Raw genomic sequence first — 13,260 nt, 5'->3', positions numbered from 1 at the left:
CGAGCGTGAGCGTCAGCTCTTCTCGCAGGCGATGCCGTCCTTGTCGCGGTCGAGCTTGGTGTTCGCCCGGTACAGCGCGTCGTCCTTCTTCACCGTGCCCTTGAGCGCGCGGTAGGTGGCCTTGCCACCGGAGACGACCTTGTTCTTCTTGACGGACTTCTTCGCGATGCCGCCGGAGTAGACCTTGTGCACCGCGGTGCAGTTGGCGTAGGACTTCGGTGCTGCCTGGGCGGTCGAGGTCCCGCCGACGACGACGGTGGTCGCGAGGACGGCGGTGGCGGCGGCGATGCCGAGGGTACGGATGATGCGCACGGGTTCCCCCTGGAACTGGTGGTGATCGCGCGAGCGATCGCCGCGTCGGGTACGCGGCGTGGTGATCCTACGACGTGATCGACGCTCACGACCTGCCCCCGAACGGGGTGCGCTGTCGGCGGCCTCGGGCATCCTGGTCAGATGGACGGCGAGCAGTTGCACGAGATCGCGAGCCGCACGGCCCTGGCGCTGCCGGCGGCCGTCGAGACGCACCCGTTCGGCGAGGGCTCCGTCGTCTACAAGGTCGTCGGCAAGATGTTCGTGATGGTCACCGAGGTACGCGGGACACCGATCGTCAACCTGAAGTGCGCGCCGCCGCACGGGGCGGCGCTGGTGCGCGACCACGACGAGATCACGCCAGGGTGGCACATGAACAAGCGGCACTGGATCACGCTGGCGCCGGGTGGCGGCATCGACGAGACCCTGGTCGAGGACCTCGTGGCGAACGCCTACGACCTGGTGGTCGCGGGACTGCCCGTGGCGAAGCGCCCGATCGACCCGTCGCGGGGCGCGCTGCCGGGCCGACCGGACGCAAGGAGCTGACCGGACGCAAGGAGCTGACCGGACGCACGGAGCGGCGCGGACGCACGCGGCTCGACGGGCTCAGGCCCGCGCGGCGACCTTCGACAGGTCCTGCACGACCTTCGGCGCCAGCCGTTCCCCCGACTCGAGCACGGCCCGTGCACGTCCGGGCGACAGGTCGCTGAAGATCTCGCCGATGGTCACCCCGTGCTCGGGCCGGTACGTCACCGCGATGGGGTCGCCCGCTGTCACCGATCCGGACTTGACCACGCGGAAGTACGCGCCGGGTCGGCCCTCGTCGGCGAACCGCTTCACCCACTTGTCGATCCCCATGCGCCTGGCGAAGGTGCCGCACGGGATCCGGGGGATCGTGACCTCGAGTTCCAGGGTGTCGCCGATCCGCCAGCGTTCCCCGGTCACGGCACCGGTGACGTCGATGCCGCTGGTGCGCAGGTTCTCGCCGAACAGGCCGGGCGTGACCTCGCGGTCGAGCAGCTCGGCGAAGTACGCGGCGTCCTCGTCGGCGTAGGCGTACACGGCCTGGTCCGGACCGCCGTGGTACTTGCGGTTCGCCTGCACGTCGGCACGCAGGCCGAGGGGCCGGACGCGGACGCTGCCGGCGACCGGGCGCTTGTCGATCGCGGTGACGCCGATGATGCCGGAGTCCGGCAGCAGGCGGTCGACGCGGCAGACGGCGGTGACGAGCGGCATGGAGCCACTCTGGCGCACGCAGGGCCCGTGCGCCAAGCCGCGCTCGCACCGGCCTGACACGTTGGTGCTAGCGGGTGAGCCTCCCTCGGAACTACGGTGAACGAGTTCCGGCCTCCCGCCGACGTGGAGGCAGCGGCCAGCCCGCGTCACGAGTGGAACAGACAACCAGGGAGGCACGAGATGGCGTTCGTCACCACGAGCGATGGGGCAGAGATCTTCTACAAGGACTGGGGGCCGCGCGACGCGCAGCCGATCGTCTTCCACCACGGCTGGCCCCTGTCTTCGGACGACTGGGACGCCCAGATGCTGTTCTTCCTCGGCAAGGGCTACCGCGTGATCGCGCACGACCGTCGCGGGCACGGGCGGTCGTCGCAGATCGGCACCGGACACGACATGGACCACTACGCGAGCGACACGGACGCGCTCGTGCAGCACCTGGACCTGCGGAACGCGGTCCACATCGGCCACTCGACCGGCGGTGGCCAGGTCGCGCGGTACGTCGCACAGTACGGCGAGCCCCAGGGCCGGGTCGCCAAGGCGGTCCTGGTGTCCTCGGTGCCGCCGATCATGGTGCAGAGCGACTCGAACCCGGAAGGCACGCCCATCTCGGTGTTCGACGGGTTCCGGAGCGCGCTCGCCGCGAACCGCGCGGAGTTCTTCCAGGCCGTCGCCGAGGGGCCGTTCTACGGCTTCAACCGGCCGGGGGCAGAGGTGTCCGCCCCGGTGGTCGCCAACTGGTGGCGCCAGGGGATGACGGGCAGCGCCCTGGCCCACTACGAGGGCATCAAGGCGTTCTCCGAGACCGACCAGACCGAGGACCTCAAGGCGATCTCGGTCCCGGTCCTCGTGACCCAGGGCGACGACGACCAGGTCGTGCCCTACAAGGCCGCAGCCATCAAGCAGGCGGAGCTGCTGCCCAACGCGACGCTCAAGATCTACGAGGGCTACCCGCACGGGATGCTGACGACCCACGCGGACGTCATCAACCCCGACCTGCTCGCCTTCATCCAGCAGTAGGACCGCCCAGCACACGAAGCGGCCCGGTCAGGGGCGCACACCGGCACCGTCCGGGTGCGTCCCTGACGTCGTGTGTGACGAAACGGGTCCGGCGTCCGTCTCATCGGTGACCACACCACGAGGAGCCGACGTGACCCGCACCGCTGCAGTCCCCAGGAACGCCCCCGCGCACGTGCTCGCCCTGGCGCGTGTCCGCTCGCTGGCCGCCCGACCGGTCGGACCGTTCACGGTCGTGCCGGCGCATCCGCGCACCCAGCCGTTCACCATCCACCACCAGTAGAAGGAACGCGTGCACCACCAGTCCCTCGCCGAGCTCGACGACGCGGTCCTCGCCGGCCGGTCGTCCGACGGCGACGTCCGGGCCTTCGAGGTCCTGATCCGTCGCCACACCCCGCTGCTCCGTGCCTACGCCCGTCGGACCCTCGGTTCCACCGACGAACTCGACGACGTCGTGCAGGAGACCTTCATCACCGCGTGGGACCGCCTCGACTCCCTCGACGACCTCGCCCGCGTGAAGTCGTGGTTGATGCGCATCCTCAGCCGGAAGTGCCTCGACCGCATCCGTGCGCGTCGCATCCACGACGACGTCACCGAGCTCGAGGTCGCCGCACCCGCGGACGACGCACCTGACCGGGTCGCTGAAGCGCGTTCCCGCGAGGACGCGGTGGAACGTGCACTGGCCGAACTGCCCGAAGCCCAACGACGGTGCTGGATCATGAAGGAGGTGCTCGAGTACCGGTACGAGGAGATCGCCGCCGAACTCGACCTGCCACCATCGACGGTCCGGGGACTGCTGTCCCGAGCGAGGAAGAACATGATCCGACTCATGGAGGGATGGCGATGACCGACCACGACGGCATCCGTCCGGACCTGCCCGACAGCTCCGAGGCGCTCGACGCCCTGGAGCCCGGCGACCTCGACGGTCACTCGATCGACGAGCTCACCGACTACCTCGACGCGGGGATGCAGCCGGCCGACCCGAGCATCGACGACTCACCCGCGTGCCAGAACGCCCTCGCGGCGATCATCCGTGTCCGTCACGCGTCGCTCCGATCACTCGAGGTGGCGGCGCGTGAGGAGGCCCCGGCCGACGAGTCGTGGATCAGTGGCGTCCTGGCGAACATCTCGATCGAGGCCCGATCCGGCCGCGACGTGCCGCTCCGCCCCCTGTCCGAGACGGAGCGCCCGGTGATGACCGAGGGCGCCATCCGTTCCCTCATCCGGCGGACCGGCGACGCCGTCACCGGCGTGCTCGTCGCCCGCTGTCAGCTGGAGGGCGACGTCACCGAGCTCGCGTCACCGGTGCGCGTGGTGGTCGAGATCGCGATCGCCCCGGGCCTGTCCATCCCGACGGCCGCCGACCTGGTCCGGACCGCGGTGGGCGAGGCGCTGGCGGAGCAGACCGACCTGCTCGTCGAGGCGATCGACGTGGTCGTCCGCGATCTGCTGCCGGAGCACGACGACGCGACCGGCACCGACCCGGAGGAGGCACGATGACGACCACCGACGAGGCCCTCGCGGCGATCGAGACCGCGGTGACCGAGGTCTCCGGGGTCACCGACCTCTACCGCTCCCGCCCGCTGGTCGCGAGCGCCGTGCAGGCGGTCCGGAGCATCGCCACGAACGCCGGCCCGCTCAGGATCGTCGTCGATGACGAAGGGGTCCTGCGCGTCGTCATCGGCACCGACGGCTTCCGCCCGGCCCCGGAGGTCGCCCGCGCCGTCCACGACGTCGCCCTGGCGACCGCCGCGGCCCACGACCTGGCGCTCAGCCGCGTCGACGTGCGCGTCGCGCGGGTGGGCTGACCGCGACCACACGACGAACGGGAGGCCCGTGGCGGATCCGCCACGGGCCTCCCGTTCGTCTGCCGGTCGCCGTCGCGACCCGCGCCGATCAGTAGAAGTTGCTCGCCTGCGAGTGCGCCCACGCCGCGCACGGGGTGCCGTACGCCGAGCTGATGTACCGCAGACCCCACGTGATCTGGGTGGTGGCGTTGGTGCGCCAGTCCGATCCGACCGTGGCCATCTTCGACCCGGGGAGCGCCTGCGGGATGCCGGTGGCACCGCCGTTGGCGTTGACGGCCTGGTAGTTCCAGCCGGACTCCTTGGTCCACAGGTTGTCCAGGCACTGGAACTGGTCGGCGCCCCAGCCGTACTCGGACGACGCGAGCGAGGTCGCCGTGGCCTTGGCCCCCGCGACGGTGTTGCCGGCGGCGAGCTTCCGGGCGGCCTCGGCTGCCTCGGCGGCGGCCTGCCGGTCGGCGGCGGCCTTCGCGGCGGCGGCTGCCTTCGCGTCGACGTCCCGCTTGTCCTGCGTCGCACTCGCCTCGGCGACGTGCGTGGCGGACGCGACGGTCGTCGAGATCCGGTTCGTCAGCGCCGCACCGGACAGTTCCGGGTAGTCGCTCAGGGCGTCGACCCGCTGCTCGAGCGACGAGGTGTCGACCTTGGCGTTCGCGGTCTGCATGACGGTCTTCGCCGTGGTGATCGTGGCGGCGGCCTGGGCGCGGTCGAGTGCGGTGCCGTGCAGCGCGGGCTGGGCGGTCGCCGAGGCACTCGGGGTGCCGGTCGGCATGCCGAGGGCTTCGCCGATCGCGGGCTGCGTGCCGACGGTCAACGCGCCACCGGCGACGGCGAGGACCGCGGCGCCGCCGGCGATCATCGTCGCCCGGTGTCGCAGGGCACGGCGCATCCGGCGGCTGGGGGTGTTCAGCGCCTCACGTCGGGTCGAGGCGGTGGGGGTGGGGAGCTCAGGGGTGTGTCGCATCGGTTCCGCAGGTCGGCGGCTCGGTGGGGACGGACTCCTGCTCGCACAACGGGTCGTGCGGGCGTGCCGGATGCTGGCGGTGTCGGTGACACCGTCGGCGACGACGGAGGAGTCCTCGAGCCGGTGAGGACCGGACGGTGGTGTGGGGCCCGTCCGTCCGCCGGGTACGCGGCCGTGGGGTGGCCGCGGTCAGGCGGAGCGGTCACTGTGACCGGTCCGACTGGGCAGCGCGTCCAGGAACGCTGGCAGAACGGTCCGTCCACCGCTTGGTAACGGTTCGGTAACGGTCCTGCGCGAGGCTAGAAGGTGTGAGGTTCCTGGGCGTGCTCGCCCTGGGCCACACGCTCGAGTGCGGCCAGGGCTCCGGCGATCGCCTCGACGTCCGGTTCGTCGAGCTCGGCGATGAGCTCGGCCACGATCCCGGTGCGGTTCGCGCGGGCCTGCTCGACCGCCTCGATGCCCTCCGGCGTCGCCGTGACCATGAACGCCCGACCGTCGCGCGGGTCGGCTTCGCGCTGGATGAACCCGCGCTGCTCGAGTTCGGTCAGGATGCGGGTCATCGTGGGCTTCGTGACCACCTCGATCCGCGACAGGTCGCCGGGGCGCAGCGGTCCGTGCCGCTGGATCGACGCGAGCGCGGAGACGATGCCGTACCCGAGCGAGGCCGAGTCGGTGCGGGCCCGTCGGTTGATCCGACCGACCGCTGCGGCCAGGCGTGCGGCGACCTCGGTACGGTCCGTCGGGCGGGGGTTCATGTGCTGCTCCGGGTGCCTGGTTCAGGTGGTCGCCAGCGATGCTATCGGTCCGTGCGGCCCCGGGACTGGGAGCGCCGGGCGCGTGGCCGGCGCTCCGGCCGGGAGGCCCGTGGAGCGCCGAGCGCCCGCCTCGCGTCGGCGAGACGGGCGGTTCCTGAACGCGGGTACAGGTGGACTCAGCGCTTCTCGCCCGGCAGCTGGTGGATCGCCTCGGTCGCGAGCTCGGCCGCGACGTTGTCGCCCGACTCGGTGGCCGCGCGCAGGCGTCGGAAGTCCTCGGTCATCCGGTCCCAGTCGACCAGTTCGTCGAGGTTCGGCAGCCGCAACCGGAACGCCAGGCCGTCCATCGTGTCGCGGCAGACGCGCTGCAGGTTCTCGTTGCCGCACTCGGCGACGTACAGGGCGAAGACGTCGAGGGCGTCGTGGTTGACGGCGGCGACCTCGTGGGCCTCGAGCTCGGTGATCGTCTTGTCGAGCTGGGCCAGGATCTTCTTCCGGCTCGCCGTGCCGAGGCGCGGGACCGCGAGCCGGACCACACCGCCGAACAGCACGCCGAGGGTCTGCATCGCCTCGATGACCTCGGCGGGGTCCGGCGTCGTGACGCGGGTGTACCGGTTCGGGGCCATCTCGATCAGGCCGGCGCGGGACAGCTGGCTCAGGGCCTCGCGGATGGGCGTGCGGGAGACGCCGAGCCACGAGATGAGCTCGTCGTCGTTCAGTCGTTCCCCGGGGAGCAGGGTGCCGTCCATGATCGCGTCGTGGATCTTGTGGCGGACGGTGTCACGGAGCAGCTGGTGCTCGGTCGGGGCGCTGCGGGGGACCGGCATGCGTTCTCCTTCGGGGGTGGCGGCGTCGGGGCGCCGGGCGAACGGGCACGGTCGACATCGCACGTGCTCGCATCACCGTACCTGATATGACAACGGCGTTGCGATCGGTTCAGCGCGTGTCAGTACCGGGGTGTCAGGTGCCGGTTCGGGCGGGTCCTCGATCGACGAGCAGGCGGATCGTGGCCGGGTCCGCGGCAGCGTCGTACCAGCGCTCCAGCACGGCGACGAACGGGCCCGGGTCGGCGGCGATCCGGGCGAAGAGCGTCATCGACGACCGGAGCTTCACCTCGACGACTTGCGGCCGCGGCGGAGTTCGTCGAGTGCGACGTCGTGCACCCCCTGCTGGGCGCGGACGAAGCGGTCGAGGTCGAACGGGTCGTCGGTCACCGGACGACCCCGCCCCAGCCGTACCGGACCGTCGTGCCGTCGACCACGAGCAGGGAGTCCGGCGCCCGGTCGAACAGCCCGGGCATCCCGACCGCGTCGGGCAGGTCGCCCTCGAGCCGGTCGAGCGTGGCCGCACGGGTGGTGAGCACCGGGTGCTGCCGCTGCCAGAACAACGTCTGCGCCAGGTACCGCGCGTGGATCCCGGCCCGGGTCGTGAGCTCCGCGGCCAGCGGCGTGTCGACGACCTCGCCCACGGTCACCCGCACCGACGCCGCGTGCTTCGGCTTGGCCGCCCCCGTCGGGCGTTCCTGCCGGAGCGACCGCGCCCACCGCACCGGGTGCAGTGCGCGGGTCGGGTGCCGGACGGAGCGGTGCGCGATCGCGTCACCCCGGCGCCGGGAGCGTGCGTGCGCGAACGTGTACGGCACGCCGAGCAGCGCGTGCGCCGCCACGATGGCGGGCACGTTCGCGGTGTCGACCGTGCGGTAGGTCACCCCGCGCCGCCCCTGGTCGTCGACCGTCAGGACCTCGATCGTGACCTCGGTCATGGTGCCGAGCCGCCCGGCGGACGGGAACGGCGGGACCCGGGTCTCACGGAACACGTACGCCGACAGTCCCACCCAGGCGCTGCCGTCGACGACGTCCGGGCGGGTGCCGCGCGGCACGAGCCGCCGCAGCGACGCCGGGTCGTGCCGCCAGTGCGCGAAGACGATGTCCTCCCACGCGTGCTGGGTGACCGGGCGGTGCAGCAACGGCACCGCCGCGCGGGTCCACGACGGCTGGGTCACGGCTTCGGCGCGTGCCGACCGACCCGGATGCTCCAGAGGACCAGCGGCAGCTGCAGGGGGAGCCGCAGGACCCCGACCAGCCGCATCGCCCGGCTCGAGGTGGGGTGCTCGAGCAGGTCGTTCGCCATCTTCAGGTTCGCCGGGAACACCGCCGCGAACAGTGCCGCCGCAGCCCAGCCCGAAGCGCGGCGGGTCGCGGGGAACGCGAGCCCCGCGGCGATCCCGAGCTCGGCCACGCCGGAGGCCAGCGTGGTCAGCCGCGGCGGCAGGGCCTCCGGCACGATCCGGTCGAAGTGGGTGGGGCGCAGGAAGTGCATGGCACCCGCCCCGCCGAGGGCCACTGCCAGGATGGTGGCAGTGCGGTTGGCACGTCGGATCCGCTCACGTCGTCGCATGTGCCCATCGTGCCCGCTCGTCCTCGGAAGCAGCCGGAGGCGCGGCTCAGTTCAGTGCGCACGCACGGCAGTGCGCGTTCACGTCAGTGCGGTCGCGACGAGGTCGAGGACCGCCGTCGCCACCTCGGCCTTCGTGCCGGAGGTCTCGCGGACGACCTGGCCACCGGGGACCAGGACCTCGATCGCGTTCTCCTCGCGTTCGAAGCCGGCCGACCAGCCGACGTGGTTCACGACGAGCAGGTCCGCGGGCTTCCGGCCGATCTTGGCGCGCCCGAGTTCGACCCGGGCATCGCGGTCGGGTTCGGTCTCGGCGGCGAACCCGACGATGACCTGCCCGGTCCGCCGTGCTGCGACGAGGTCGGCGAGCACGTCCGGGTTCCGCACCAGCTCGAGCGTCATGCGCTCGCCCTGCGCGTCCTTCTTGAGCTTCTCGGAGTGCACCTCGGCCGGTCGGTAGTCGGCGACCGCTGCGGTCATCACGACGACGTCGGCCTCGGCGGCGGCCGCGTGCACGGCGTCGGCGAGTTCGAGCGCGGACCCCACGGGCACCACCGTCGCGTCCAGTCCGGCGGTCAGCGAGCCGTCCACGTTCGCGGCGACGAGGGTCACGGACGCGCCACGACGGACGGCTTCGGCGGCGATCGCGATGCCCTGGCGGCCGCTGGAGCGGTTGCCGACGAACCGCACCGGGTCGAAGGGTTCGCGGGTGCCGCCGGCGCTGACGACGACGCGGACGCCGGCCAGGTCCCCCTGTTCACCGCGGGCCCCGGTCCCCGCGCCCGTGCTGGTCCCCCCACCGCGGCGGCCGGCCGGGGCGGGGTGCTCGTCGAGCACCGCGAGTGCCGCGACGACGATGTCCTCGGGCTCCGCCATCCGTCCGATGCCCGCGTCGTCGCCGGTGAGCGCGCCGACGACCGGTCCGACCAGGTGGACGCCGCGGTCACGCAGCGTGGCGACGTTCGCCCGGGTCGCGGGGTGCTCCCACATCTGCGGGTGCATCGCGGGGGCGACGACGACGGGTGCCTCGGTCGCGAGCAGCGTCGTACCGAGCAGGTCGCTCGCCAGGCCGTGCGCCATCCGGGCCAGCGAGTCCGCGGTGGCGGGGGCGATGACGACCAGGTCCGCCCGGCGACCGAGCGCGACGTGGCGCACCTCGGCGACGTCGTCCCACACGCTCGTGGTGACGGGGTTGCGGCTGAGGGCCTCGAGCGTGGGCAGACCGACGAAGCGCAGTGCGCCCTCGGTCGGGACGACGTGCACGTCGTGGCCACGCTTGACTAGGTCGCGGACGACCCCCACGGCCTTGTAGGCGGCGATGCCCCCGGTGATCCCCACGATGACGGTCAGGGCGCGCTCTGCTGCTGCGTTCACCTGGCTCACGCTACCGGGGCCACGTGCGAGGATCGACGGCATGTGCACCGTCGTCGTCCGCGTCGACCCCGGGTCCGCGTGGCCCGTCACCGTCCTGGCCCTGCGGGACGAGTCGCCCGAACGCCCGTGGGACCCGCCCGCCGCGTGGTGGCCGGACCGCGACCCCGAGGTCCGCGGTGTCCGTGACCGTTCCGCCGGTGGAGCCTGGCTCGCTGCGTCCGACCGTGCCGGACTGGCCGTGGTGCTCAACCGCGCCGAACCCGTCGCGAGCGCCGACGGGACGTGGACGACCCGCGGGGTGGTGCCGGTGGACGCCGTCGCCGACGACCTGCTGCCCGGACACGACGGCACGCTGCCGACCACCCGGGCCTTCAACCTGGTGCGCGCCACGGCCGAGGGCGCCTCGGTGCTGACCTGGGACGGCGATCAGGTCCGCACCACCGAGCTCGGTCCCGGCGTCCACATGGTCACCCACGGTGCGGCGGACGACCCCGCGGCACCGCGCATCGGTCGGTGGCTCGAGGCCTTCCGCTCGGTCGACGCGCCGACCGGCCCGCCGGTGCTCGGCCCATTCGACGAACTCCGCACCGTAGACGCCGGTGCCGACGCCGGGGACGGGTGGGGTGGTTGGTTCGGCGTGCTTGCGGAGTCCGCAGCGCTGCCGAGCGACCACCCCGACGCGATCCTCCGCGACGTGCACGAGACCGAGGGGCACATGACGACGCTGTCGATCGTCGCGGCAGCGATAGCTCCGGGCCGCACCGTCCTGCAGCACGCCCGGCTGACCGAACCCGGTCGGCTGGACGGGTCGGTGGAGCTGCACCGCGCCTGACGCGCTCGGCGCGCCGGACCCGACCCGGGCCTCCCGGCTGCGCCCCGCGCCCGTCGCGAGACGCCGGCGTCTCGCCGAGACGCCGCCGAAAACGGCGGCGTCTCGTGCGTTCCGGGGCGTCTCGGGATGACGCCGGCGTGCAGCGTGCGCTCCCCACCACCGGACGGGAGGCCCGTGGTGGCGCGACCACGGGCCTCCCGTCCGCCTGTCCCTGCGTTCTCGAGCGCGCGAGACGCCGGTGTGCCTGTCAGGCGCCGCCAGGTGCGCGAGACGCCTCCGGATTCGGCGGCGTCTCGTGGAGCTGGAGGCGTCCTGGGGAGACGACGGCGTCTCGGCTAGAGCGGCGGGCGCGTCCCCGTGAGGTCCTCGGCGACCGCCCAGAGCGAGCGGGCGAGGTCGGCGCTCCGCGCAGAGCCCGGGATCGACACGGTGGTGGTCGGACCGGTCATGCCGAACGGACCGGAGGGCCCGTAGTACGCGCCACCCACGGCGTTCGGGCCGACCGCCGCGTAGAGCAGCGGTTCGGTGCCCTGCTCGACGGCCTGGGTGAAGGGCAGCGCGCGGTTGCTCGACCGCACCGGCTTCGACCGACCGAGCGAGCGCCCGGCGGCCTGCAGGTTCGTCCGGGTGTAGCCGGGGTGGGCGGCGGTGCTGACCAGGGGCACGTCGGCCTCGACCGTCAGGCGGTGCAGGTGCAGCGCGAGGAGCAGGTCGGCGAGCTTCGACTGCGCGTAGGCACGCCAGCCGTTGTAGCCGCGCTCCCACTGCAGGTCGGCGAAGCGGATCCGGCCGGGGATCGCGGCGAGGCTCGACATCGTCACGACACGGGGTGCCTCGGCCAGGGGTGCACCGGTCCGGGCTGCCCCGGCGCGGAGCAGCGACGGCAGCAGCAGGTTCGTCAGGGCGAACGGGCCGAGGAAGTTCGTGCCGAACTGCAGCTCGAAACCGTCGACGGTCTCGAAGCGCTCCGGCGGGGCCATCACGCCGGCGTTGTTGACCAGGACGTCGATCGGACGTTCCTCGTCCACGATGCCGCTCGCGAAGCGGCGGACGCTGGCCAGGTCGGCGAGGTCGAGTTCGCGGACCTCCACGTCGGCGCCGGGGTGGGCGGCGCGGATGCCGGAGGCGGCGGACTCGCCCTTCTCGGTGCTGCGGACGGCGAGCACGACGCTGGCGCCGGCTCCGGCGAGGCGCAGGGCGGCCTCTCGTCCGGTGCCGCTGTTGGACCCGGTGACGACGATGCGGCGTCCGGTCTGGTCGGGGAGGTTCGGCATGCGGGTGACCGTACTCGTCCGGGCTGGCCGACCCCGGCCGGGCCTGTGCCGGACCGGTCGCCGACCCCGGCCGGGCCTGTGCCGGACCGGTCTCCGACACCGTGCGCGCTGGGGCGCATCGTGCTATGTTGATGCAAACGCATGGAAATGCGATCAGGAGGACACCATGAGCAACGCATTCGGCACCGACCGTCCGTCGGACGTCCCGCCGCCCGCACCCGATCGGGTCGGGCCCCTGCAGCTCGGCCTCGACACCTTCGGCGACGTCACCGAACGCGCCGACGGCAGCCTGCAGTCCGACGCGCAGAGCATCCGCGACGTCGTCGACCAGGCCGTCCTCGCCGACCAGGTCGGCGTCGACTTCATCGGCGTCGGGGAGCACCACCGCGCCGACTTCGTCGTCAGCGCCCCCGAGGTCGTCCTCGCCGCCATCGCCGCCCGCACCGAGCGCATCCGCATCGGCTCGGCCGTCACGGTGCTGTCCTCCGACGACCCCGTCCGCGTGTACGAGCGCTTCGCCACCGTGGACGCGCTGTCGAACGGCCGCGCCGAGGTCATCCTGGGCCGCGGCTCCTTCACCGAGTCGTTCCCCCTGTTCGGCTACGAGCTGAGCGACTACGAGGTCCTGTTCGAGGAGAAGCTCCAGCTCTGGGCAGCCCTGCGCGGCGGCGACGCCGTCACCTGGTCCGGCACCAAGCGCGCGGGCCTGGTCGACCAGGACGTCTTCCCGAAGCTCGAGCACGGCGCCATCCCGACCTGGATCGGTGTCGGCGGGTCCCCGCAGTCGGTCATCCGTGCCGCGTCCTACGGGATGCCGCTCTTCCTCGCCATCATCGGCGGGCAGCCGGCACAGTTCGCCCCCTTCTCGCGCCTGTACCGCCAGGCCCTCGCCCAGCTCGACCTGCCGCAGCAGCCCATCGCGATGCACTCGCCGGGCTTCGTGGCGGCCACCGACGAAGAGGCCGCCGAGCGCTACTGGCCGTACCACAAGGCCGTCACCGACCAGCTCGGACGGGAGCGCGGCTGGCCGCCCCTCGACGTCGCCGGGTACCGTGCGAGCCTGTCTGCCGGCGGGTCGCTCTACGTCGGCTCGCCGGAGACCGTCGCCCGCAAGGTCGCACGCAACATGCGGATCCTCGGCGCCTCGCGCTTCGACATGCGGTACGCGACGGGTCGCCTGCCGCACGCCGACATGATGCGGTCGATCGAGCTCTACGGCTCCGAGGTCGCGCCCCGCGTGCGCGAACTGCTGGCGCAGCCCGTCCCCGTCGCCTAGCGACCGGTCCCGGTCCGTGTCCGCAAA

The 13,260-nt window shown here is 72.7% G+C and carries 19 protein-coding genes; 8 read left to right on the top strand and 11 right to left on the bottom strand.

What is annotated here, in order from left to right; all coding sequences use genetic code 11:
* Positions 1-12 precede the first annotated feature (12 nt).
* Positions 13-312, bottom strand: coding sequence for an excalibur calcium-binding domain-containing protein (locus tag ACL00U_RS12495; protein ID WP_017888500.1), 300 nt, complete (start codon positions 310-312; stop codon positions 13-15).
* 141 nt (positions 313-453) lie between these two features.
* Between ACL00U_RS12495 and ACL00U_RS12490 the strand changes: the two genes are divergently transcribed.
* Entirely contained in the window at positions 454-855 is a 402-nt protein-coding gene (locus ACL00U_RS12490) for an MmcQ/YjbR family DNA-binding protein (protein ID WP_412873452.1), read from the top strand.
* A 60-nt stretch (positions 856-915) separates the two neighbouring features.
* Here ACL00U_RS12490 and ACL00U_RS12485 read toward each other — a convergent pair whose 3' ends face one another.
* A complete protein-coding gene (locus tag ACL00U_RS12485) occupies positions 916-1,545 on the bottom strand; it encodes an MOSC domain-containing protein (protein WP_031260441.1) in 630 nt (209 codons plus the stop codon).
* A 180-nt stretch (positions 1,546-1,725) separates the two neighbouring features.
* On the opposite strand from ACL00U_RS12485, the gene ACL00U_RS12480 reads away from it, so the two are divergent.
* The 5 genes from ACL00U_RS12480 (at position 1,726) to ACL00U_RS12460 (ending at position 4,367) form a co-directional block, all read left to right on the top strand.
* A complete protein-coding gene (locus ACL00U_RS12480; RefSeq protein WP_017888503.1) occupies positions 1,726-2,562 on the top strand; it encodes an alpha/beta fold hydrolase in 837 nt (278 codons plus the stop codon).
* Positions 2,563-2,692: 130 nt separating this feature from the next.
* Positions 2,693-2,842, top strand: coding sequence for a hypothetical protein (locus ACL00U_RS12475; RefSeq protein WP_156155306.1), 150 nt, complete (start codon positions 2,693-2,695; stop codon positions 2,840-2,842).
* A gap of 9 nt (positions 2,843-2,851) precedes the next feature.
* On the top strand, positions 2,852-3,406 hold the full coding sequence (locus ACL00U_RS12470) for an RNA polymerase sigma factor (protein ID WP_017888505.1): 555 nt from the start codon (positions 2,852-2,854) through the stop codon (positions 3,404-3,406).
* The gene (locus ACL00U_RS12465; RefSeq protein ID WP_139179820.1) at positions 3,403-4,059 is read left to right on the top strand and encodes a hypothetical protein; all 657 of its coding nucleotides are present in this window, start codon (positions 3,403-3,405) and stop codon (positions 4,057-4,059) included. The genes ACL00U_RS12470 and ACL00U_RS12465 overlap by 4 nt, the downstream gene beginning before the upstream one ends.
* A complete protein-coding gene (locus ACL00U_RS12460) occupies positions 4,056-4,367 on the top strand; it encodes a hypothetical protein (protein WP_017888507.1) in 312 nt (103 codons plus the stop codon). Before ACL00U_RS12465 ends, ACL00U_RS12460 begins: the two co-directional genes overlap by 4 nt.
* An 88-nt stretch (positions 4,368-4,455) precedes the next feature.
* On the opposite strand, the gene ACL00U_RS12455 is transcribed toward ACL00U_RS12460, so the two are convergent.
* The 8 genes from ACL00U_RS12455 to ACL00U_RS12420 all read right to left on the bottom strand — a co-directional run bounded on the left by ACL00U_RS12455 (position 4,456) and on the right by ACL00U_RS12420 (position 9,827).
* On the bottom strand, positions 4,456-5,328 hold the full coding sequence (locus ACL00U_RS12455) for a hypothetical protein (RefSeq protein WP_139179821.1): 873 nt from the start codon (positions 5,326-5,328) through the stop codon (positions 4,456-4,458).
* Between the two features lie 299 nt (positions 5,329-5,627).
* The gene (locus ACL00U_RS12450; RefSeq protein WP_017888509.1) at positions 5,628-6,083 is read right to left on the bottom strand and encodes a MarR family winged helix-turn-helix transcriptional regulator; all 456 of its coding nucleotides are present in this window, start codon (positions 6,081-6,083) and stop codon (positions 5,628-5,630) included.
* 176 nt (positions 6,084-6,259) lie between these two features.
* The gene (locus tag ACL00U_RS12445; protein ID WP_017888510.1) at positions 6,260-6,910 is read right to left on the bottom strand and encodes a GntR family transcriptional regulator; all 651 of its coding nucleotides are present in this window, start codon (positions 6,908-6,910) and stop codon (positions 6,260-6,262) included.
* Positions 6,911-7,043: 133 nt separating this feature from the next.
* Positions 7,044-7,196, bottom strand: coding sequence for a DUF1810 family protein (locus ACL00U_RS12440; protein ID WP_412873451.1), 153 nt, complete (start codon positions 7,194-7,196; stop codon positions 7,044-7,046).
* Positions 7,193-7,297, bottom strand: coding sequence for a DUF1810 family protein (locus tag ACL00U_RS12435; protein WP_017888512.1), 105 nt, complete (start codon positions 7,295-7,297; stop codon positions 7,193-7,195). The genes ACL00U_RS12440 and ACL00U_RS12435 overlap by 4 nt, the downstream gene beginning before the upstream one ends.
* Positions 7,294-8,085 carry a YqjF family protein gene (locus ACL00U_RS12430; RefSeq protein WP_052481703.1) on the bottom strand — a complete coding sequence of 264 codons (792 nt, stop codon included), beginning with the start codon at positions 8,083-8,085 and terminating at the stop codon, positions 7,294-7,296. Before ACL00U_RS12430 ends, ACL00U_RS12435 begins: the two co-directional genes overlap by 4 nt.
* Entirely contained in the window at positions 8,082-8,480 is a 399-nt protein-coding gene (locus ACL00U_RS12425) for a DoxX family protein (RefSeq protein WP_017888514.1), read from the bottom strand. Before ACL00U_RS12425 ends, ACL00U_RS12430 begins: the two co-directional genes overlap by 4 nt.
* Before the next feature lie 78 nt (positions 8,481-8,558).
* Positions 8,559-9,827 (bottom strand): bifunctional phosphopantothenoylcysteine decarboxylase/phosphopantothenate synthase, encoded by a 1,269-nt coding sequence (locus ACL00U_RS12420; RefSeq protein ID WP_031260447.1) that lies wholly within the window; start codon positions 9,825-9,827, stop codon positions 8,559-8,561.
* A gap of 64 nt (positions 9,828-9,891) precedes the next feature.
* Here ACL00U_RS12420 and ACL00U_RS12415 point away from each other — a divergent pair, with 64 nt between their 5' ends.
* Complete coding sequence (locus ACL00U_RS12415) at positions 9,892-10,683, top strand: NRDE family protein (RefSeq protein WP_071252014.1); 792 nt, start codon at positions 9,892-9,894, stop codon at positions 10,681-10,683.
* Positions 10,684-11,018: 335 nt separating this feature from the next.
* Here ACL00U_RS12415 and ACL00U_RS12410 read toward each other — a convergent pair whose 3' ends face one another.
* A complete protein-coding gene (locus ACL00U_RS12410; RefSeq protein WP_159556818.1) occupies positions 11,019-11,957 on the bottom strand; it encodes an SDR family oxidoreductase in 939 nt (312 codons plus the stop codon).
* 166 nt (positions 11,958-12,123) lie between these two features.
* Here ACL00U_RS12410 and ACL00U_RS12405 point away from each other — a divergent pair, with 166 nt between their 5' ends.
* Positions 12,124-13,233 (top strand): LLM class flavin-dependent oxidoreductase, encoded by a 1,110-nt coding sequence (locus ACL00U_RS12405; RefSeq protein ID WP_017888518.1) that lies wholly within the window; start codon positions 12,124-12,126, stop codon positions 13,231-13,233.
* Positions 13,234-13,260 lie beyond the last annotated feature (27 nt).

The organism is Curtobacterium poinsettiae, from assembly GCF_047226435.1.
In the GTDB taxonomy this organism is placed as follows: domain Bacteria; phylum Actinomycetota; class Actinomycetes; order Actinomycetales; family Microbacteriaceae; genus Curtobacterium; species Curtobacterium poinsettiae.
The sequence above is the reverse complement of the archived record's forward strand: the minus strand, read 5'-3'. Positions and strand labels throughout refer to the sequence as shown.

Excerpts from the sequence above, each read along its gene's own strand:
- ACL00U_RS12415 (WP_071252014.1), top strand. The coding sequence starts at position 9,892 with ATGTGCACCGTCGTCGTCCGCGTCGACCCCGGGTCCGCGTGGCCCGTC.
- ACL00U_RS12425 (WP_017888514.1), bottom strand. The coding sequence starts at position 8,480 with ATGCGACGACGTGAGCGGATCCGACGTGCCAACCGCACTGCCACCATC.
- ACL00U_RS12490 (WP_412873452.1), top strand. The coding sequence starts at position 454 with ATGGACGGCGAGCAGTTGCACGAGATCGCGAGCCGCACGGCCCTGGCG.
- ACL00U_RS12485 (WP_031260441.1), bottom strand. The coding sequence starts at position 1,545 with ATGCCGCTCGTCACCGCCGTCTGCCGCGTCGACCGCCTGCTGCCGGAC.
- ACL00U_RS12410 (WP_159556818.1), bottom strand. The coding sequence starts at position 11,957 with ATGCCGAACCTCCCCGACCAGACCGGACGCCGCATCGTCGTCACCGGG.
- ACL00U_RS12460 (WP_017888507.1), top strand. The coding sequence starts at position 4,056 with ATGACGACCACCGACGAGGCCCTCGCGGCGATCGAGACCGCGGTGACC.
- ACL00U_RS12455 (WP_139179821.1), bottom strand. The coding sequence starts at position 5,328 with ATGCGACACACCCCTGAGCTCCCCACCCCCACCGCCTCGACCCGACGT.
- ACL00U_RS12480 (WP_017888503.1), top strand. The coding sequence starts at position 1,726 with ATGGCGTTCGTCACCACGAGCGATGGGGCAGAGATCTTCTACAAGGAC.
- ACL00U_RS12445 (WP_017888510.1), bottom strand. The coding sequence starts at position 6,910 with ATGCCGGTCCCCCGCAGCGCCCCGACCGAGCACCAGCTGCTCCGTGAC.
- ACL00U_RS12450 (WP_017888509.1), bottom strand. The coding sequence starts at position 6,083 with ATGAACCCCCGCCCGACGGACCGTACCGAGGTCGCCGCACGCCTGGCC.
- ACL00U_RS12405 (WP_017888518.1), top strand. The coding sequence starts at position 12,124 with ATGAGCAACGCATTCGGCACCGACCGTCCGTCGGACGTCCCGCCGCCC.
- ACL00U_RS12465 (WP_139179820.1), top strand. The coding sequence starts at position 3,403 with ATGACCGACCACGACGGCATCCGTCCGGACCTGCCCGACAGCTCCGAG.